The sequence below is a fragment of the Moraxella sp. CTOTU49803 genome (assembly GCF_032097965.1).
Classification (GTDB): Bacteria; Pseudomonadota; Gammaproteobacteria; order Pseudomonadales; family Moraxellaceae; genus Faucicola; species Faucicola tetraodonis.
Genome location: NZ_DAMCJP010000010.1, coordinates 1 through 20,225, shown reverse-complemented (window position 1 = coordinate 20,225; position 20,225 = coordinate 1). Strand labels below are relative to the sequence as shown.

General features: G+C 41.5%; 19 protein-coding genes. 6 read left to right on the top strand and 13 right to left on the bottom strand.

Annotated features, from left to right (window positions below):
• Positions 1-44 precede the first annotated feature (44 nt).
• The 3 genes from RT422_RS09965 to RT422_RS09955 form a co-directional block, all read right to left on the bottom strand.
• Positions 45-455, bottom strand: coding sequence for a YqaA family protein (locus RT422_RS09965; RefSeq protein WP_007116042.1), 411 nt, complete (start codon positions 453-455; stop codon positions 45-47).
• Between the two features lie 192 nt (positions 456-647).
• A complete protein-coding gene (locus RT422_RS09960) occupies positions 648-1,520 on the bottom strand; it encodes an alpha/beta fold hydrolase (protein ID WP_076777057.1) in 873 nt (290 codons plus the stop codon).
• Between the two features lie 220 nt (positions 1,521-1,740).
• Complete coding sequence (locus tag RT422_RS09955) at positions 1,741-2,133, bottom strand: MerR family DNA-binding protein (RefSeq protein WP_284035121.1); 393 nt, start codon at positions 2,131-2,133, stop codon at positions 1,741-1,743.
• 108 nt (positions 2,134-2,241) lie between these two features.
• Here RT422_RS09955 and RT422_RS09950 point away from each other — a divergent pair, with 108 nt between their 5' ends.
• The 3 genes from RT422_RS09950 (at position 2,242) to RT422_RS09940 (ending at position 5,571) form a co-directional block, all read left to right on the top strand.
• Complete coding sequence (locus RT422_RS09950) at positions 2,242-2,991, top strand: DUF305 domain-containing protein (protein WP_007116045.1); 750 nt, start codon at positions 2,242-2,244, stop codon at positions 2,989-2,991.
• A gap of 41 nt (positions 2,992-3,032) precedes the next feature.
• Entirely contained in the window at positions 3,033-3,245 is a 213-nt protein-coding gene (locus RT422_RS09945) for a heavy-metal-associated domain-containing protein (RefSeq protein ID WP_007116046.1), read from the top strand.
• 112 nt (positions 3,246-3,357) lie between these two features.
• Positions 3,358-5,571 carry a heavy metal translocating P-type ATPase gene (locus RT422_RS09940; protein WP_138018155.1) on the top strand — a complete coding sequence of 738 codons (2,214 nt, stop codon included), beginning with the start codon at positions 3,358-3,360 and terminating at the stop codon, positions 5,569-5,571.
• Between the two features lie 131 nt (positions 5,572-5,702).
• On the opposite strand, the gene dsbD is transcribed toward RT422_RS09940, so the two are convergent.
• The 4 genes from dsbD to RT422_RS09920 all read right to left on the bottom strand — a co-directional run bounded on the left by dsbD (position 5,703) and on the right by RT422_RS09920 (position 11,120).
• Positions 5,703-7,664 carry a protein-disulfide reductase DsbD gene (gene dsbD, locus RT422_RS09935; RefSeq protein WP_313422102.1) on the bottom strand — a complete coding sequence of 654 codons (1,962 nt, stop codon included), beginning with the start codon at positions 7,662-7,664 and terminating at the stop codon, positions 5,703-5,705.
• Between the two features lie 73 nt (positions 7,665-7,737).
• A complete protein-coding gene (gene lspA, locus RT422_RS09930) occupies positions 7,738-8,280 on the bottom strand; it encodes a signal peptidase II (protein WP_007116049.1) in 543 nt (180 codons plus the stop codon).
• A 50-nt stretch (positions 8,281-8,330) separates the two neighbouring features.
• Complete coding sequence (locus RT422_RS09925; RefSeq protein ID WP_007116050.1) at positions 8,331-9,035, bottom strand: DsbA family protein; 705 nt, start codon at positions 9,033-9,035, stop codon at positions 8,331-8,333.
• Between the two features lie 72 nt (positions 9,036-9,107).
• Positions 9,108-11,120, bottom strand: coding sequence for a heavy metal translocating P-type ATPase (locus RT422_RS09920; RefSeq protein WP_007116051.1), 2,013 nt, complete (start codon positions 11,118-11,120; stop codon positions 9,108-9,110).
• Between the two features lie 105 nt (positions 11,121-11,225).
• Between RT422_RS09920 and RT422_RS09915 the strand changes: the two genes are divergently transcribed.
• A complete protein-coding gene (locus tag RT422_RS09915; protein ID WP_036594787.1) occupies positions 11,226-11,678 on the top strand; it encodes a MerR family transcriptional regulator in 453 nt (150 codons plus the stop codon).
• Between the two features lie 67 nt (positions 11,679-11,745).
• Here the strand turns inward: RT422_RS09915 and arsC are convergent, their stop codons facing one another.
• The 6 genes from arsC to cynS all read right to left on the bottom strand — a co-directional run bounded on the left by arsC (position 11,746) and on the right by cynS (position 17,134).
• Positions 11,746-12,168, bottom strand: coding sequence for an arsenate reductase (glutaredoxin) (arsC, locus tag RT422_RS09910; protein WP_050325867.1), 423 nt, complete (start codon positions 12,166-12,168; stop codon positions 11,746-11,748).
• 13 nt (positions 12,169-12,181) lie between these two features.
• On the bottom strand, positions 12,182-12,925 hold the full coding sequence (arsH, locus tag RT422_RS09905; RefSeq protein ID WP_050325866.1) for an arsenical resistance protein ArsH: 744 nt from the start codon (positions 12,923-12,925) through the stop codon (positions 12,182-12,184).
• Positions 12,926-12,942: 17 nt separating this feature from the next.
• On the bottom strand, positions 12,943-14,235 hold the full coding sequence (locus tag RT422_RS09900; protein WP_313422101.1) for an arsenic transporter: 1,293 nt from the start codon (positions 14,233-14,235) through the stop codon (positions 12,943-12,945).
• Between the two features lie 11 nt (positions 14,236-14,246).
• Positions 14,247-14,924, bottom strand: a complete 678-nt coding sequence (locus tag RT422_RS09895) for an NADPH-dependent FMN reductase (RefSeq protein WP_284035123.1) — start codon at positions 14,922-14,924, stop codon at positions 14,247-14,249.
• A 166-nt stretch (positions 14,925-15,090) separates the two neighbouring features.
• Positions 15,091-16,271, bottom strand: a protein-coding gene (locus RT422_RS09890; RefSeq protein ID WP_409520124.1) for an IS3 family transposase whose coding sequence is annotated in 2 segments (ribosomal slippage) — positions 15,091-15,998 and positions 15,998-16,271 — 1,182 coding nt in all. Because the reading frame shifts where the segments join, the coding sequence is not laid out codon by codon here.
• Between the two features lie 413 nt (positions 16,272-16,684).
• On the bottom strand, positions 16,685-17,134 hold the full coding sequence (cynS, locus tag RT422_RS09885; RefSeq protein WP_313422121.1) for a cyanase: 450 nt from the start codon (positions 17,132-17,134) through the stop codon (positions 16,685-16,687).
• A 483-nt stretch (positions 17,135-17,617) separates the two neighbouring features.
• Here cynS and RT422_RS09880 point away from each other — a divergent pair, with 483 nt between their 5' ends.
• Both RT422_RS09880 and nirB read left to right on the top strand, forming a co-directional pair.
• Positions 17,618-18,478, top strand: coding sequence for a formate/nitrite transporter family protein (locus tag RT422_RS09880; protein ID WP_313422100.1), 861 nt, complete (start codon positions 17,618-17,620; stop codon positions 18,476-18,478).
• Between the two features lie 195 nt (positions 18,479-18,673).
• Positions 18,674-20,225 (top strand): nitrite reductase large subunit NirB (gene nirB, locus RT422_RS09875; RefSeq protein WP_313422099.1); only part of this gene is annotated, 1,552 nt, incomplete at its 3' end.

The window sequence follows — 20,225 nt, the reverse complement described above, 5'->3', positions numbered from 1 at the left end:
AATAGGTTACCCATCCCTTATGCGAACCTGACGCGGTATAGCCCTCACGCCCAACCGCCTCCTAGTACCAAAACAGTCAAAACCGCATACCGAATACTTTTACCCAACAATATCATTACCGCCGACAGCCAAACATTCAATCGCAACCAACCTGCCCCAATCGGCAATAAATCACCAATAACAGGCATCCATGATAATAATAATGCCCAAACACCATATTTCTCGAATAGGCGTTTGGCTTTATCAGAAATGCGGTGGCGTTTGGGTAGCCAATAGCCAAGTCCATACGATACAATGCCGCCCAAGCTATTGGCAACTGAGGCAACCAAAAAGATACTTAGCCAATCGTTAGGATTTCGTAAGAGCAAAGCAGTTAAAGCGATATCGGATGTGCCTGGCAACACCGTTGCCGACGTAAACGCCGATACCGCCAATGTCCAAAGTTCCCAATTCATCGTTTGATAAACTCTTTAGTTAAAAACCTTAATATAGGGGTCAGCACAGAAAACGGAGAAAATAGTACGCTACAGAATCTTGTCGAGTATTTCTAAAATTGATAATGGGATAACTGTCTAAAAAACCAGCGTTTTTAGACATATCACAACTGAAAAATAATCCTAATAGGCACTGCTATTTGGTTGGGCTAATTAAAACTGCCTGGCAAAGTGGCGAATATGTTCGGCAATCACATTGGGCTGGCTTAATATGCCCCAATGGTTGCTATTGACACTAACCTTTTGAAAATTTTTAACCCATTGTGGCATGGCATCAATGTAGTCAGCACTAACGAATTTATCCTGGGTTAAAACAATCGCTTGCACAGGGCTATGGGCAAAACGCTGACGAGGGCGTAAGTTTCTGGGTAAAAAATTCGCCCGATACAGGGCTATCCCATGTTTGCCATCCGTTTGTACCAAGGTATCAAGCGGAATATCCTGGGTGTTTTCTAGCTTTTGAACGTGTTTTTGCCATTGCTTAGGTGAGTAAGTTTGCCAAAAAGTAGGTGCGAGAAAGGGCAAGTGCATCATGCCGATATACCAAGATTTACTCAGTATCGACAACAGCTTGGCAGGCTGAGAACCAATACTGCGTAAGTAAAGTGCCACATGGTCAAGGCAAGGACCTGAAATGGTAGAAAATGATAAAATTTTGCCCGCCAATTTTAGGTCAGTCACCGCTTCCCACGCCTGAATTGAACCCCAATCATGGGCAGCAAGATGAAACGGCTTATCACCAAGCAGCTGCTTTGCCACGGCTTGCAAATCCTCACTGAGTTGTAATAAATGATACGCTTTTATATATGTCGGACAGTCTGACTCCCCTGCCCCTCGCACGTCATAGGCTATCACAAAAAAATCGGCAATGAGATGGGGTATGACTTTTTCCCAAACCGTATGGCGGTCGGGATAGCCATGCACCAATACCAAAGGCGGTAAAGTGCTATCACCATACGTAAATGCGGCAAGTTGGTGATTATCCGTGGTAAAAATCTTATGATGTTGGGGCGATAAAGTAGGCATAGTTGGGTCTCGTTTTTGGCTTAATATTGTGGGTCTCTGACAGTTTGGGTGACGAATGTTAGATTAGACTTATTTGATAATGTTGTTAAATGAAGTAAGACGATGGTAGTGGGCGGTGTTTTTTAGGCGAATGAGATAGTCTCAATTTTGAAAATACTCGACAAAATTCCTTAGCGTACAATATGGTTCGAATTCTTAGATGACCCCTAATAAGCAATATTCACTCTTTAATAGCCAATTTATCTAAAATCCCACATTCTGCCGTCCCATCCCCTTTACAACTATCATGCCAAACTTGTAATGTGCTTTTCATGGCTTGTAATTGCTCGATTTTTTCGTTTAATGTCACAATATGCTGTGTGGTTAAGGCTTTAACCTCACTATTATTACGACATGGATTGTCCTGCATTGCCAGTAATACCTTGATTTCTGCTAACGAAAAATCTACGTCTCTCGCTCGTTTAATAAATTGTAAACGCTCAATACTATCCTGTGAATAGTCCCGATAACCTGACGGTGTGCGAGTAATCGCAGGAATTAGCCCGATTTTTTCATACTCTCGGATTTGGCGAGCGGTCAAGCCTGTGGTTTGTTCTACCTGTTTAATATTCACTATATTTCCTTTTACAAAAGAATAACAAAGAAATAGCTTGACCCTAACATAGTGTTAAGCTTTATACTGAGTATAAATTAAATCTCCGACTAACAAAAGGAAAAACGTATGAACGTACTTTCTACCAAATTCAAAGCTTTAGCCTTATTCAGTTCTATCGCCCTATTAACCGCCTGCAATCAGCCTACCAAAACTGAGAAATCAACTAATCCAGTAACCGCAAGTAGCGCCAGTAGCGTAGTAGCATCCACAAAGACAAATGAAACCGCCCATGCAGGACATGATATGAGCAAAATGAATGGCATGGGAACAGCAAGCAGTCCTACTGCTAGCCAACCTGCCCACGTTGCCGAGTATATGCAATCCATGAACACCATGCACGAACAGATGATGTCTGCCAGCCATATTGCTAACCCTGATGTTGCTTTTGCTACAGGTATGATTGCCCACCATCAAGGGGCGATTGATATGGCAAAAATTCAGCTAAAATACGGCAAAGACAGCGAAATGCGAGCCTTGGCAGAAAATATTATTAAAGCCCAACAAATAGAAATCACACAAATGCAAACGTGGCTTAGCAAACACAAAGATGACAAAGCCCCTACTAATACCGCTATGCCTGAAATGGATATGAAAAGCCATGATGCCATGATGCAAGGCATTATGGACAGTGACCCCGATGTTGCCTTTGCCAAAGGTATGATACCACATCATCAAGGGGCAATTGACATGGCGAATACGGAATTAAAAATGGGCAAAGACAAAGAGATGCTACAACTTGCCAAGCAGATAAAATCTGCCCAAGACCCTGAAATTAAGCAAATGCAAGCATGGCTTGACAGTAAAAAAACTAAATAATTAAATAATTAAACCACTTTAATAAAACCAAAGGAACGACTATGAGTAATCAAACCACTACCCTAAACATTAACGGCATGACCTGTGGTGGCTGTGTCAAAAGCGTCACCAACGCCCTTAATCAAGTGACAGGCGTACAGCAAGCCGATGTGAGCCTAGAGCAAAACAATGCGGTGATTAACTTTGATGATAGCCAAACCAATGAAACTGCCTTAAAACAAGCCATTGAAGATGCAGGATTTGAAGCGAGTTAAAAGTATCATCAATTTCTTATTTTTATCAAAATACCAATAATACGCCTTTTAATTCATTTAAAAGGCGTATTTTACCTTTAGCAATGAATGTTTTAAGGAAATAAAAACTGCCATGACGACCGAAACTATCAATCTTGATATTGGTGGTATGACTTGCCAAGCCTGTGCCAATCGTATCGAAAAGGTGCTGAATAAAAAACCTGCCATTCTTGAAGCAACGGTGAATTATGCCAATGAAACCGCCCATGTGAGTTTTGACGACAGCCAAACCAATGCCGATGAAGTGCTAGACTGGGTTAAGAAAACAGGCTATACCGCCCACATTCAGCAAGCCGATGCGATGTTTTCCCAAGACAAAGCCACAGAAAGCGTCACACCGCCCCTTCGGCTGATATTGATTTGGCTGTGTTTATTGCCGTTTTTGTGGGGTATGCTGGGCATGATGATTGGCAAACACGACTTTATGCCCGCGATTTGGGTGCAGTTTATTTTAGCCACGATTGTTCAGTTTGGTTTGGCATTGCCATTTTATAAAAGTGCGTGGGCGAGTATTCGAGGTGGACTTGCCAATATGGACGTATTAGTGGTATTGGGAACGCTGACCATTTGGGCGTATTCGACTTATGTGTGGCTAACTATGGAGAGTTCGCACGCCATGCACGATACGGCTCACGCTATGCCTGATGTGTATTTTGAGGCAGGGGTGATGGTCATAGCCTTTGTGCGATTGGGCAAATATCTGGAAGAACGCACCAAAAAACACAGTTTAAACAGCATTAATCTGTTGCTAGAACTCACACCAAGTAATGTTTTGCTAAAAGTGGGAAATGACTGGCAACAAACGCCGTTATCCAAGGTCAAAATCGGGCAGATTTTACTGGCAAAACACGGTGACCGTATTGCCTGTGATGGTGTGGTGACTGCTGTTACAGGGGGCGAAGCGTGGTGTGACGAAAGTCATCTCACAGGTGAATCCTTGCCGATTCCCAAAAAAAACGGCGACAACGTGATGGCAGGGGCAATGCTGTCCAGCGGTACACTCGAATATCGGGCAACCGCCATTGGGAGCCAAACCCAGCTTGGCGACATGATTACCGCCCTCAATGACGCCCAAGGCAGTAAAGCCAATATCGCCCGTATCGCTGACCGTGTGGCAGGGGTGTTTGTGCCTGTGGTGGTGGTGATTGCGATACTCACGTTTATCGGCAATTTTTATGTGCTTGGCTCGTTTGATACCGCCTTAATGCGAGCCGTGGCGGTGTTGGTGATTGCCTGTCCGTGTGCCATGGGGCTTGCCACGCCGTCTGCGATTATGGCAGGGATGGGCGTTGCTTCTCGGCATGGGGTGTGGTTTAAAGATGCCCAAGCCTTAGAAGCGACTGGCTCGGTGGATACCATTGCCTTGGATAAAACAGGTACGATTACCGAAGGCAAACCGCAAGTCGTAGCACATTATCTGTTTGATGAAGAGTTAAATTTAGCCGAAATCGCTCAAATCACCGCCACGCTTGAAACCCATGCCAATCATCCATTAGCGACTGCCATGCTTGACTATGCTAAAACCTTTAACTTGGAAAATACCTTTACCGTCAATAACGTAGAAAATGTGACAGGCAAAGGCATACAAGGCGACATTGCAGATATTGGCTTGGTAAAAGTCGGTAGCCCTGCTTTTACCAATATGACGTTACCGCAAGAGATTTTGGCAGAAAAAACATGGCAAGTTGCAAGCCTTGTTGCCGTTAGCGTGAATGACGTACCGATTGCCATGTTTGCCCTTGCAGATAGCTTGAAAGCGGACAGTATGACCGCCATTGCCTCACTTAAAAAACTGGGCTTAACCACAATAATGTTAAGCGGTGATAAACAATCGGTTGCCGATTATATAGGTGGACAAGTCAAAATTGATACCGCGATTGGCGAACTTTCACCTCGGGATAAAGCCACAAAAATCAGCGAACTACAGCAAAATGGCAAAAAAGTGGCGATGGTTGGCGATGGCGTAAATGATGCCCCTGCCATGGCAACGGCTACCGCTAGCTTTGCGGTACAAAATGGCACGGATATCGCCCAACACAGTGCTTCGGCTCGTTTGATGGGCGATGGCAGTCACTCTATTAGCCATGTGTTGTCAGCGGTAACGATTGCCCGAGCCACATTAAGAAATATTAAGCAAAACCTGTTTTTTGCTTTTATTTACAATATGATAGGCATTGGCTTTGCCATGGTGGGCTTGCTTAATCCGATGTTAGCGGCAGGGGCGATGGCGTTAAGTTCGATTTCGGTATTAATGAATGCGTTGCGATTGACACGGTTAAAAGGATAAACTTTTTCATAAATTAATGTTTTCCACAGGTTTTGTTAATGATGTGTTTTTCTTATTATGGTAAATTGGGTAAGAAACTAAACAAATGTCATTACCGCCCTATATGGTTCGAATTTTGGGCTAGTTCATTCTTATCGTACTATATTTGGTATTCTTAGCTTATCATTTAATTGAGCTAATTGTTTTTCAAATACCTCCCGTTCTACATTACCATCTTGACGAGCAACAAGTTTACCTTCTTGATAATATAACAAAGCAGGCGGAGCAAATACGTCCAATGCTTGGTACACTTCTTTACTATCCACTGTATCATCGGTGACATCCATTTTTATTACTTGCCAATCATTAAGCTGGGCTGGTGGTGTTTCAAATAACGTTTTATCCATAGTTCGACAAGTAATACACCAATCAGCAGTTACATCAACTAAAACCTTTGGATTGTTCGCTAAAATAGGGTTTAACTCGCTCATTTTATATATCTTAGTGATTTTTGGTGATTGGTCTGTGATGCTACTTGCAACACTTGATGTTTTGATGGTTTTTAGGGGTTGCCAGCTATCTTGACTACCCAATGCCATTCCAATTAATAAAATACTTGCCCAAATTGCCGTTATAAGGGCAATTGCCTTGATTACTATTCGTCCGTGTGATGGTTCTTGTTTTTGTCCAATACCTTGCCAATGCCATAGCCATGTTGCCACGACCATAAACCATATCGCCCATATCCCTAACATGAAATGAGATATCAAAACCCTTTCTATCATTACTAAAGCCACAGCGAATAACATCAAAGCAAAACCTGTTTTTACCCATACCATCCATTCTCCTGTTTTTGGCATAAAATTTCCCTGTGTTGCACCTAAAATAATCAAAGGTGTAGAAAGTCCAAGCCCTAAAAGGAATAAAGCAAAAAACCCAATTACAGGGTTACCCAAAGTAGCTACCCCTGCCAATGCTCCTGCAAGCGGGGCGGATACACAAGGCGACACAACCATGGCTGAAAAAAATCCTGTAATGAAACTGCCCGACATACTTCCTAGACGGCTTGTACCTATATTACTTATTGTTTGACCTAAGCGTGACAATCGAGCAGAGAGGGGAAATGGTATGGCATCAAGCATATACAAGCCCAAAAGCACAAACACCGTTGCAAAGCTTAGTAAAATAATTGGCTCTTGGAGCATATTCATCAAGCCAAGCGATTGCCCAAATACTGCAACCAATGCCCCCACTAATCCATAACTGGTTGCTACACCCACACCATAGCTACCTGTTAATAACAAGCCTTTTTTAGCAGAAGGACTATGCTGACGTGCCACAATATTCACCACGATAGGTAGCATTGGTAGTACACATGGCGTAAATGATAAACCCAACCCTGCCAAAAATAACAATAGTAATGCCCAGCCTGTATGCCGACTCAATCCAAAAATATCATTGTCACCCTGTGAGGGATGTTGAGCTGTGATGTCGGTCGTGATAGGTGGCGAGAGTGGGGCCTTGTCTGTGATAACAGGAGTGGTATTATTGGGCGATGGACGTAGGGTCGTAGGCACAGCACTAGCGGCTTGTGGCGTGATAGGCTGTAAGGTGAAATTCACTTTTTCAGGAGGGTAACATAGTCCCATCTTAGCACAGCCTTGCCACTTCACAATAGCAGGCTGTGCTTGCATAGGTTGTAATACAGAAAGTGTCGTTTTAGCAGTAAAGCTTTTATCAATAATAGGTACACGCCCGAAACTGGGGTCATTCACAAACGTGGCAGTTTGGTCAAAAACCAAAGGTGTGGCATTCACACCTTGAGGTAATTCAAGTTTGAGCTTATCTTGATATACAAAATAGCCATCTTTGACATCTGCCTGAATAGTGAGCTGATTACCTTGCTGGGTCGTTGTTATCGCAAATGCCTCTTGAACGGGCAACGGTTTGGATGGATTGGTCGTATTGGCGTTATTTGAACTAAAAATATCAGACAAATTTATAGCATGGGCTGGAGTTACCTTGATAGCTATGATAAAAACAATAGCTAATAGTTGAACTAACGAAATAAAATAACTTCGTTGATAGGAGGAAATTATATTTTTAGTTATCATATTGCTGGCACTTATAACTCATATCTTGATTCGTATTTTCGGTTTGTAGCTTAATTGAATTTATAGATATTATTTAAGCATCTATCATAGGTGGTTCTCGACGTTTAGCTTCCAAAAAAAAGCTATCTATCAATACCAATACTACGCCAAGATTAATCGCCACATCCGCCAAATTAAAAATCGGGAAGTTCCACACATTCGCATAGTGCACATGTAGAAAATCAACCACATAGCCTAAACGCACCCTATCCATCAAGTTACCTAACGCCCCTGCCATTATCAATGCCAATCCTGCTGATAACACCCCTGTATCACGGGGTAAACGCCTTAAATAGACAATAATAAATCCACATACGCCAAATGCTAACCCACTAAAAAAGAAACGTTGCCAACCGCCTTGGTCAGCAAGAAAGCTAAAGGCAGCTCCATAGTTATGGGCTAGGGTAAAGTTAAAGATTGGCTCAATGACCGATACTGTTTGGTATAACTGAAAGTTATTTTCAAAATATACCTTGGAAAGTTGGTCAATCCCAACCACCAACGCACTTAAGCCATACCATAGCCAAGCAGTTTGGGGATTTTTAATATCACTTAAGGTGTTTTTCGACGGCTGCATAACAACTCGATAAATTTAGGTATTAGGTAAATGACGACTTAACGAACTCTTTATGGTTTGGCTGTGGTTTTGACTTCATTGGCAACCATTGCCTGTAACCCATCGGGTGATAGTTTAGTTAGCAACTTGCCATTGACATAGTAAGTCGGTGTACCTGAGATTTTAATAGTTTTGGCATCGTCCATGTCTTGTTTCAGTACTTGGTTAATTTTATCACTATTCATACTGGCACGAGCTTTTTGTTCATCAAGCCCAGCCTTGATAGCCGCTTGCCAAGCCGCTTTAACTGTTTCGTCGTCATGCCACTGCGGTTGGGCTTCAAATACCGCTGCTAAAACTGGTTCGTATATACCCTGTTCTTTGGCAGTTTCTAAAATACGAGCCACTTGTTCAGAGCCTTTATGAAATAAGGTGTAACGTAGCACCAGCCTTACCTTACCATTATGCTCATTGATGATTTGTTTAACATACGGATTCATTGCCCGACACGCCTCACATGAAGGGTCAAAAAACTCTACTATAGTTACAGGGGCATCTACCTTACCAATAATAGGTGAATGCGAGCGTACTAAGGTATCTGTAGCGACTTGCTTGGCAGTAATAGTATCAGATTCGCCTTGTGGTGTAGATTGGGCATTAGTTGTAGTGGGAGTTTGGCTATTATTTGAATTAGTGGTGGTTTGTTGTCCACAAGCAACCAACGTGGCTGAAAGAGCAAGTAGCGTAGTCACTAGGGTAAGTGTAGTTTTTTTCATGAAAAATTCCTTATAGACGAGTAGCCATTTTTAGTTAAAATTTTGATTAAATAATTAAATGGATATACCACATTAGCGTTTATCCACAAAGTCCATACGTTGAATTCGCATGGCATTGATAATGGCTAATAAAGCCACACCCACATCAGCAAATACTGCCTCCCACATCGTCGCCACACCGCCAGCACCCAATATTAATACAATAGCTTTGACCACAAATGCCAAGGTAATATTTTGCCAAACAATTTTACGGGTTTGTTTGCCAATATTAATCGCCATTGGAATTTTTGATGGTTTATCATCTTGAATGACCACGTCAGCGGTTTCAATTGTGGCATCACTGCCCAAGCCTCCCATAGCAATACCCACATCACTTAAAGCGACGACAGGAGCATCATTCACTCCATCTCCCACAAATGCCACGGTTTGTTTTTTATTGGCTTTATTAGAAGGTTGGTCTTTGATAGTTTTTAAGTGGGTTACTTTATCTTCAGGCAATAAATCACCGAAATAACGTTCAATGTGTAACTTGTCGGCGACTGACTTTACTACGGCGGTTTTATCACCACTTAACATTGTAGTCGTGACCCCAAGCTGTTTTAAGGTATCAACGGCATGAGAAGCATCTGCTTTGATTTGGTCGGCAATGGTAAGAAAGCCCACATATTGCCCTGCATACGCCATAACGATGACAGTATCAATACTTTGAGCCACTTCGCTAGGATATTGAATATTAAATTTATCCAATAATTTTGCATTTCCTGCTAAAAAAGATTGCCCCTTGATACTAGCGGTTAAACCATACCCCGCAATCTCCTGCACATTGTCTAGGGCAATCGTGCTATCGACTTGCCCAACATACTCGTGGACTGCGGTAGCTATGGGATGCGTAGATTTGCTTTCTATAGCATTTAGATAGCCTAGCATCATATTTGGGTCAAAGGCTGGCTCAATGTTTACCTCTTGGACTTTGAACACCCCCTCAGTCATCGTTCCCGTTTTATCCATCACCACATTGTCAATGGTCGCTAGGGTATCTAAAAAATTACTGCCCTTAAATAAAATTCCATTACGGCTACCTGCCCCAATACCACCAAAATAGCCAAGCGGAATCGAAATCACCAAAGCACAAGGGCAAGATATGACTAAAAATACCAAAGCCCGATACAGCCAATTACTAAACACATAATCAGCCACAAAGAAATAGGGTACAAGGGTAATAGCAATCGCTAAGGCAACTACTATCGGGGTATAAATTTTGGCAAACTTACTGATAAAAAGCTCAGTCGGGGCTTTTTGGCGGGTCGCATCTTGCACTAAGGCTAAAATTTTAGACAGCTTGGAATCTTGATAAGCAGTCGTAACTCTAATTTGCACCACATTTTGTAAATTAATCATCCCTGCCAATACCACATCGCCTTGACGTTTGGTATCGGGTTTACTTTCCCCTGTCAAAGCCGAGGTATTAAATGAAGCGGTATCAGAAAGTAAGACCCCATCCAGTGCTAGCTTTTCACCTGCTTTTAGCTGAATAATTTGTTCGACACCCACGGATATAGCTTTAACAATGCTGGGTTGGTTATTTTCAATGATGGTGACCTCATCAGGACGTTGGTCAAGCAAAGCTTTGATATTTCCCTTTGCACGTTGTACTGCCATTGCTTGAAAGATTTCCCCTATAGTATAAAAAAGCATGACGGCAACACCCTCGGGGTATTCGCCAATGGCAAATGCCCCAATGGTCGCAATACCCATCAGAAAAAATTCTGAAAACCAATTGCCAGACTTGATACTTTCAAAAGCCTCTCTTAACACAGGAAAGCCCACAGGAATATAAGCAATGGCATATACAATAAAGCGTGGTATTTCCGTGAACCATACAGGTTTTATCACATGGTCAAGCACTAGCCCAATGGCTAATACCACAAAGGCAATTATCGCTGGTAAAAAAAGCTGAAACGTGGTTTTGTCACCTGTGTCATGCGACTGGTCATGCCCATCTTCATTACTGTGACCCTCATGGTTGCCATGGCTAGCGGTTATGATTTTTTCTTCCTCGTCGGTACAGCAACAATTTTTTGACATACGACACCTTTCTAATGGTTTTATTAAAGATTACCTGTTACTATAAACCCTGTAGTCACTACAGGGTCAAGTAATAATAATCCAAGTCATACGAAAAGGTCACTTATGTCTATATTTAAAATCAGCGAGTTAAGTAAAAAAACAGGGATTAATATCGAAACTATCCGTTACTATGAGAAAATTGGGGCGATAAATAAAGCCAGTCGAGGCGAAAATGCGTACCGCTATTTTAACCAGCATGCCATTGAACAATTAGAATTTATTAAAACCTGTCGTTCATTAGGTTTTACAATGCAAGAAATTAAGGCTTTTAATCAACTTAAGCAAAATCCCAACCAAAGCTGTGTGATAGCGGATAAGCTAGTTGCTAGCCATTTGGCACAGATTGAACAAAAAATACAGCAATTACAAACTATTCGAGCCTTATTACACACAATGAGCAATTGTCAACAAGATTCTGTCGATAAGTGCAAAGTAATTCATTCATTACAATTCGCACCCACTTTAATAGAAGAAGGAATTAAACTATCTACGACAGAGCTAGAGGCAATACGGTAGAGGTAACATATAATACTTGGGTATCTATATGTAGCTCATAATAGGACAGCTTACTGCCAATTCTTACTTAAGATTTCGGCTCAATCTTTTCCCCGTCTTCCTTGACAAAAGTTTGAGTTAAAGGCATATCAATCAAATCTAGCACCACCTCAGACGGACGGCACAGCTTAACCCCTTGCTTTTTGCCATTTTCAGCTACCACGATTGGGCGGTTGATTAAGATTGGCTCGGCTAACATGGCTTGGATAATGTCATCATCAGTCAAATTAGGGTTATCTAACCCACGTTCGGAAAATGGTTCAACATTGACCCGCAGTAATTGCCTAGGCGTAATCCCCATTTTGGCAATCAAATCACGCAGGGTTGGCTCGGTAGGCGGATTTTCCAAATAGTGAATAACCGTTGGCTCAATGCCTTGATGTTTAATAAAAGCAAGGGTATTGCGTGAGGTACCGCAGTTTGGGTTGTGGTAAATGGTGATATGTTGCATGGTCTTATCCTTATTAAAGTTGATTTTGATTTACTCGTTTCATTAATGCTTCGGCACTTTCTATCCGTTCCGAATAGCGATTTACCAAGTAATCTTTATTATCCCGTGTCAGTAGGGTAAATTTCATTAATTCCTCTAGCACATCAACAATACGCTGATAATAGCTTGACGGATTCATTCGCCCATTATCGTCAAATTCTAAAAATGCCTTTGCGACTGATGATTGGTTAGGAATGGTGAGCATTCGCATCCACCGTCCCAAAATCCGTAATTGATTGACCGCATTAAACGATTGTGAACCGCCCGACACCTGCATAATGGCGAGGGTTTTACCTTGGGTTGGACGAACTGCCCCAATCGATAGCGGAATCCAGTCAATTTGGGTTTTCATAATGCCTGTCATTGCCCCATGCCGTTCGGGGCTACACCAAACCATGCCCTCACACCAGTTTACCAACTCATGCAATTCTTTGACTTTGGGGTGTTCCGTCCCTTGTGGGTTGGTTGCGGTATCATCTACCAATGGCAAACCGCTAGGGTCAAAGATTTTGGTTTCTACCCCCATTTTGCTAAGAATTCTAGCCGATTCCTCAACTACTTTACGACTGTAAGAGGTTTCACGCAATGAGCCGTATAACAGTAGGATTTTAGGGGGTGTGGTTGATAGGTTTAAATTAAAATCTGCCACCACAGGGGCATGAAAATGTATATTATCCAGTTGCGGTGTGGTTGGGTCATTTAGGGTATTTTGGTTCATCAATTTTCCTTTTTATTTTATTGAACAATCGGCAACCAAACTGCCAATGCCACCAAAGTTGCTACCAATACAGGCAAGGTTAAAATAATACCGACTTTAATATAATAACCCCAACTTACGGTGATATTTTTACTAGCTAACACGTGCAACCACAGCAACGTTGCAAGCGAGCCAATCGGCGTAATCTTTGTGCCTAAATCACAGCCTATTACATTGGCATAAATCATGGCCTGCTTTATCATGGGATCATGGATAGTCGCCTCATCAATCGCTAAAGCTTGAATTAGCACCGTTGGCATATTATTCATTACAGATGAAAGCCCTGCCGATAATAACCCTGTTGCTACTGTAGCTGTCATCATGCCATGATTAGCGAGTTGGCTTAACTCATGAGCTAAATAATCGGTCAGCCCTGCATTTTTTAAACCATACACCACCAAATACATACCCAATGAAAATATCACCACTTGCCACGGGGCATTTTTGACAATCGGTAGCACCGTTATTTTTTTACCCATTTTCGCTACCACAACCAACACCAAAGCTCCAACCCCTGCAATGAAGCTAATGGGTACACCTATAGGCTCAAGCACAAAAAAACCCAACAAAAGTAACGCCAACACCACCCAACCCATGATAAAGGTATTTTTATCCACGATAGCTGATTGTGAGTTTTCGATTAAATCCAACGCATAAACCGTAGGAATGTCTTTATGATAAAACCCATACAATACCAATAATGAGGTGACAACCGCTACCACGTTTACTGGTATCATCACTTTGGCATAATCGGTAAAAGGGATTTTAAAAAAGTCAGCCGACACAATATTTACCAAATTAGACACCACGAGCGGAATACTAGCGGTATCAGCGATAAACCCTGCTGTCATAATAGAAGCAAGGGTAGTCGCAGGGGAAAAGCGTAACGTGGTTAAAATCGCAATGACAATGGGTGTTAATATCAAAGCCACACCATCATTGGCAAACAATGCCGATACCACCGCCCCAAGTAGCACAATAAACGCAAACAATCGATTACCGCTACCTTTTGCTAATCTTGCAACGTGCAAGGCGATATAGCGAAAAAACCCTGCTTCATCTAGTAACAGGCTAATAATGATAATCGCAATAAAAGCAAAAGTTGCGTTCCACACGATATCCCAAACCACAGGAATATCGGCAAGCGTAATTACGCCCAGTAGCAACGCCAATCCCGCCCCGATACTGGCAGTCCAGCCAATGCCTAAGCCTTTGGGTTGCCAAATCACCAAAATCAGCGTGATAATAAATAAACTAATGGCTAACCACATGTAAAAACCTATCAATTTGGGGCATTACGCTCACTTGGATTTGTCAAAAATGGCGGTACAATATCGTTTGGATTGACGTTTTGACGGTGATTTTTAGTCGCAGTCGCCCACCAAACCAACTGACTAAACGTCCGCCCAAAATAACCTTGCCAAGCGTTTACGTCCACATTAGGTAAAAACTGCCCTTGTTCATCAAATACATTTTGAGCGTGGGGCAAATGCACCATAGCCGACACAGACAAACAGCCCAACTCTGCTAAAAACGTTCGCATACCCACCCCTGCCCTCATACCACCCCATTGCCCTGCCGAATAGGTCACAATCGCACTTGGTTTAAATGCAAAGCGAGAACTACCAAAATGATTGAGCAAATGAGCCAACGCAGGGCTAAGGGAATGATTGTATTCGGGGCTAATCATTACATACCCGTCCGCAAGGCTAATCTTTTCAGCCAACTGTTCTAAGCCAACAGGGGCTTTACCTTGAGCATAGGAAAATTGAGATTTAAAAACGGCTTGTTCAAAGACGGGCTTAATTATAGGGTCTAATGGGTCTATCAGCTCAATTTCAATATCGGGGTAAGCCATGCGTAGATATTGTTCACAAGCCAATGCCACACGATAGCCCAAGCGAGCAGGTCTAGGCGGTGTGCTTTCTCTTACACTACCTAGAAACAGTAAAAATTTCATAGCCTACACCCTATCATTAATGATAAAATCGGATATATCATAAACTATATATTCGGATATGTAAATATATGAATAAATCAGATTTTCTTAAGGCGTTAAGCGACCCCACCCGATTAAAGATTGTGCAATTACTTAATCAAAAGCAATCTGTAGTGGTCAACTAATATTAGACAGTATCTAAGAGATTTTCACTAAAAAATTGCTTTTCTTTCTCGACTGGTGTTAAATAATTATTAAAACTATGGGGTCTAATTTGGCTATAGTAACCGATTATATAACTTGCCACATCAATTCTTGCTTGAGCTAAATCATCATAGCCATTTAATGGCATCCACTCTGTCTTAAAACTTCTAAAGAATCGCTCCGTTGGTGCATTATACCAACAATTACCACGACGACTCATACTGTGTTTCATACCCGCACATCTTGCCACCGCTTCGGCGTAAGTACGACTGGTGTAATGCGTACCTTGATCAGAATGAAATAACACATTTTGTGGATTCAATCGAACTGTGTAAGCCATTTTGAGAGCTTCCACTGTCAATCTGCTATCAGGACTGTCGCTCATCGCAAATCCCACGATATTGCGAGAGAATAAGTCAATTACTACTGCTAAATAGCAAAAACATGCTTTGGTGCGAATATAAGTAACATCGCCTGTCCACACTTGATTTGGAGCAGTTGGGGCAAAGTCACGATTCAGTACATTATCGTGAATGCGGTGAGGTTTGTCAGCGTGTTTGTAAGGGTGTTTGGTTCGTTGACGACTGACTAGTCCCTGTTCCTGCATGATTTTCCGAGCTTTGTAACGACTTAGTTTAATCTGATATTTGCTACTAACAATTTGGGCTATGTTTCTAGCTCCTGCTGAACCTTTTGAGGCTTCAAAGGCTTGTTTTACCCAGACTCTTAGATTCAATTGCTCCAAGCTGGGCAGTTTAGGCTTTTTTAGGGTGTAATGAGTGCTCCTTGGTATATCAAATAGCTGACACAGTCTTACTTTACTGATTTTGGGTTCAGATTTAGCCGTTTGCTCTATTAGCGAAATCCGAGACTGTCTTGTGCCAATAGAGCGGATGCCTTTTTTAAAATATCTCGCTCCAACCTTAACTGGGCATTCTCTTTTTTCAGTCGTTGGATTTCTTGTTGTTCGGGTGTGATAGCTCTACCTGTGGCTAATGGTTTGCCTGATTGTTCTGCACGGTATCGTTGTAGCCATTTTTCCAAAGTTGATTTGCCAACATTGTATTGACTGGCAACATCGGGTACTTTTTGCCCTTGTTCTTCAATCAATTTGATGAGTTCAAGTTTAAATTCTGCTGAGTATTGATTTCTAACTTTTGTCATGAGATTATTCCTCTACTTAAGGTATTATAATCTCTTATTAACTGTCTTGGTTTATTATGCCACTACAGGTTGCTGAAGGAAGAATTGTTGGGATAGATGGTAAAGTGTATGCACATGCGACTACGACGTGTTTAATTTTTGATATTTAAGGGATTAGCACAGAAAACGGAAAAAAATAGGACGGTAAGGGATTTTATCGAGTATTTTTGAGTAACTACTATCTGTCCAAAATTAGTTGACCACTACAATTGGTTGGTAATGTTAGCCAATAGACGTTAATTAACTGTAATTTAGGAGATTTTTATGCCAATTCGGTGACGTTTTCTATCTTTTAACACCAATTCCAGTTTTTAGTTGAGTTTGAAATTGGTGTCGATAGAAGGTCGCTGGTTTGTGCAAAGGTCTTTAATCAATTAAAAAGTTTTATAAGGTAAAAACTTTCCTGATAACAGGATCTTGACGCGGTCTCCTGCAGGATTGTTTTCACGTTGAATGTCCATCGAAAAATCAATCGCACTCATAATCCCATCGCCAAATTCTTCATGAATTAACTCTTTTATTGTTAAACCATACACACTAATCACTTCATATAAGCGGTAAATCAATGGATCAGAAGGCACCGCTGTTGACAAGCTACCTTTATAAGGCACAACCTTTAACCACTTTATCTCATTTTCATTTAAATTAAATAAGTCACCTACTTTATTTGCTTGTTCATCATTTAAGGTCATTTGACCTAAGCAAGCGGCAGTAACCCATTCTTTGCTAAGTCCCACTTCTTTAGCAACTTTTTCCCAGGTCAGACCTTTAGAAACTTTGGTGGCAATAATTTTTTCTGTTACTTCTAGGCGATTTTTAATCATCATAGTCTCCTGCTAAATTAGGTAAAGCAATTTATGTCATTTAACTGTATAAGCGATTTATGAAGAAAAAGTCTTCAAATTTAGTTAAGCAAAAGCCATGCCAAATGAGTTTACGTTCTAAATACCGTAATTCTAAACTACCGAAAAGTTATGGGGAAATTATTGAAAATTTGATGAAACATCATTGATAAGTTGCACCAAAAAGATATGGATGCACAAGATTAGATTGATTATATTTTAAAAAATTAAGTAATAATTCTAAATATTAATCTTTAAATTAATCCTTTTATATAAATTTTATGAAAATATTAAAAAAATATATTTACTTTTAATTCAATATTTTAATCAATTATTTAATAAGTATTCTAGCTATACATTTTAATTTGGCACACCAGTTGCATCCACTGTTTTGTAATTATTAATTAATGATTGCAAAGTGAGTTTAGTGAATTCTATTTTTCTCAGTTATGTTGGAGTTTTGGTATGTCTTATCTATCCCCAAAAGAGTTTGTCACTAAAATGGTTGATTCGGGTGAATCAAAACTAACCATGTCTTTACGCGATACATTGATTCGATCTTACATGGCTGGTGCTATTTTAGCATTGGCAGCAGTATTTGCCGTCACAGTAGCCACACAAACAGGGGTACCTCTATTAGGAGCGTTATTATTTCCAGTCGGTTTCTGCATGTTGTATTTAATGGGTTTCGATCTCTTAACGGGCGTATTTATGTTAACTCCTCTAGCCCTACTTGATAAACGTTCAGGCGTCACGGTCAATAAAATCCTTCGAAACTGGGGTTGGGTATTCTTGGGTAACTTTGCAGGCGCACTCACTGTCGCAGTTATTATGGCTTTTGTTTTTACCTATGGCTTCAATACACCTGCTGGACCTGTAGGTGACAAGATTGCTCATATTGGTGAAGCCCGTACTCTTGGCTATGCTAAATATGGTGTCTCAGGTTGGCTTACTATTTTTTTACGCGGGGTTTTATGTAATTGGATGGTCTCAATGGGAGTTGTTGGTGCCATGGTATCAAGTAGCGTTTCAGGCAAAGTTATCGCGATGTGGATGCCTATCATGTTGTTCTTCTTTATGGGGTTTGAGCATTCAGTGGTAAATATGTTTTTATTCCCATTTGGTTTAATTATGGGTGGCAACTTCTCTATCATGGACTACTTAGTTTGGAATGAAATCCCAACAGCACTTGGTAACTTAGTTGGTGGCATTACCTTTACTGGCTTAACCCTTTATGCAACTCACTATAAAACAGGTGCAAAACGTAGTTTAGTTGCCATGGATAATACTACAGTGAATAAAAGCTTAACCAAACGCATTGCATAGTTTTTATCACCATTTTTAAGAATGTAATTACCCCTAATAAATCCCTTAGAAGCATTTCGCAAGATTGCTTTTAAGGGACTGCTAAATCGAAAGCAACTAACTTCTAATTCACTATTTCCAAAATTTTAATCTATAGCCATTTAATATCATGATGGCTTTATGAAGAATAAACCAGCGTTAAATCAAGGACAAAGCATGAAAAATCTTATCGTCATCGGTAATGGCATGGTCGGTCATCACTTTATCGAAAAAGCGATTGAAAAAAACTTGCACCAAATTTATCAAATTCATGTATTTAGTGCAGAAAAACGCCCAGCATATGACCGTGTCTATTTATCCAGTTACTTTGAACACAAAGACGCCAGTCAGCTTAATTTAGTGGATTTGGCAAACTATGAGCAAGCGGGCATTACTTTGCATTTGGGTGAAGGCGTCGCAAGTTTTGATGCGCAAACCAAAACCCTTATCACCAGCAAGGGCAACACCTTAGAATTTGAAAAATTGGTGCTAGCAACAGGCTCGTATCCGTTCGTACCCCCCGTACAGGGCAATGACCATGCCCACTGCCATGTGTATCGCACTATTGATGACTTAGACGCCATCATCGCCACCGCCGCCAATTCTCGAGTACAGCGTGGCGTGGTTGTGGGCGGTGGTTTATTGGGATTAGAAGCCGCCAAAGCCTTAGTGACACTGGGTTTAACCACCTATGTAGTCGAGTTTGCCCCACAATTGATGGGCGTTCAGCTTGACACTGCAGGTGGTGAGTTGCTGAAAAAGAAAATCGAAGACTTGGGCGTCACCGTTTTGACAGGCAAAAACACCCAAAAAATCATCGATAACCATGACGATGACGCCAGTTTTTTAACCATGCAATTTGCCGATGGTACGCTACTTGATACTGATTTGATTTTGTTTAGCGCAGGGATTCGCCCTCAAGACAGTCTTGCTCGCAGCTCTGGACTCAAGCTGGGTGAGCGTGGTGGTATCGTTATCAACGACACTTGCCAAACCAGCGTGCCAGACGTGTATGCCATTGGTGAATGTGCGTTGTGGGACAATAAAATTTATGGGCTAGTCGCCCCAGGCTACACTATGGCAAGCGTGTGTGCGTCACAACTGGCAGGCGAGCATGACAGCCTATTTGACGGTGCGGACATGAGTACCAAACTTAAACTCATGGGCGTCGATGTCGGCAGTATTGGCGATGCCCATGGCAAAATCAAAGACAGTTTAAGCTTTGTCTACCAAAACCCAAAAACAGGCGTGTATAAAAAGTTAGTCACCTCGGACGATGGCAAACGCTTGCTGGGTGCGGTACTTGTGGGTGATACGGAAGATTATAGCAATCTGCTGCAGTTGTTTTTAAACGGTATTGATTTGCCACTACAACCTGAAAGTTTGATTTTACCGAATGTCGAAAAGCCTGTTATGGGCGTAGAGAATCTGCCCGATAGCGCAACGCTATGCTCGTGCTATAACGTTAGTAAAGGTCAAATCTGCGCAGCCGTGGACAATGGGGCCATGACTTATGAAGACATCAAGATCTGCACTAAGGCCAGTACAGGCTGTGGCGGTTGTGCCCAAATCGTCAAAGATACGTTAGTATCTGAACTCAAAAAACGTGGTATTGAAGTCAAAAATCACATCTGCGGGCATTTCGCTTACTCTCGCCAAGAGTTGTATCACTTAGTGCGTGTCGGCAATATCCACACCTTTGAAGAGATGATTGAAAGACACGGACACG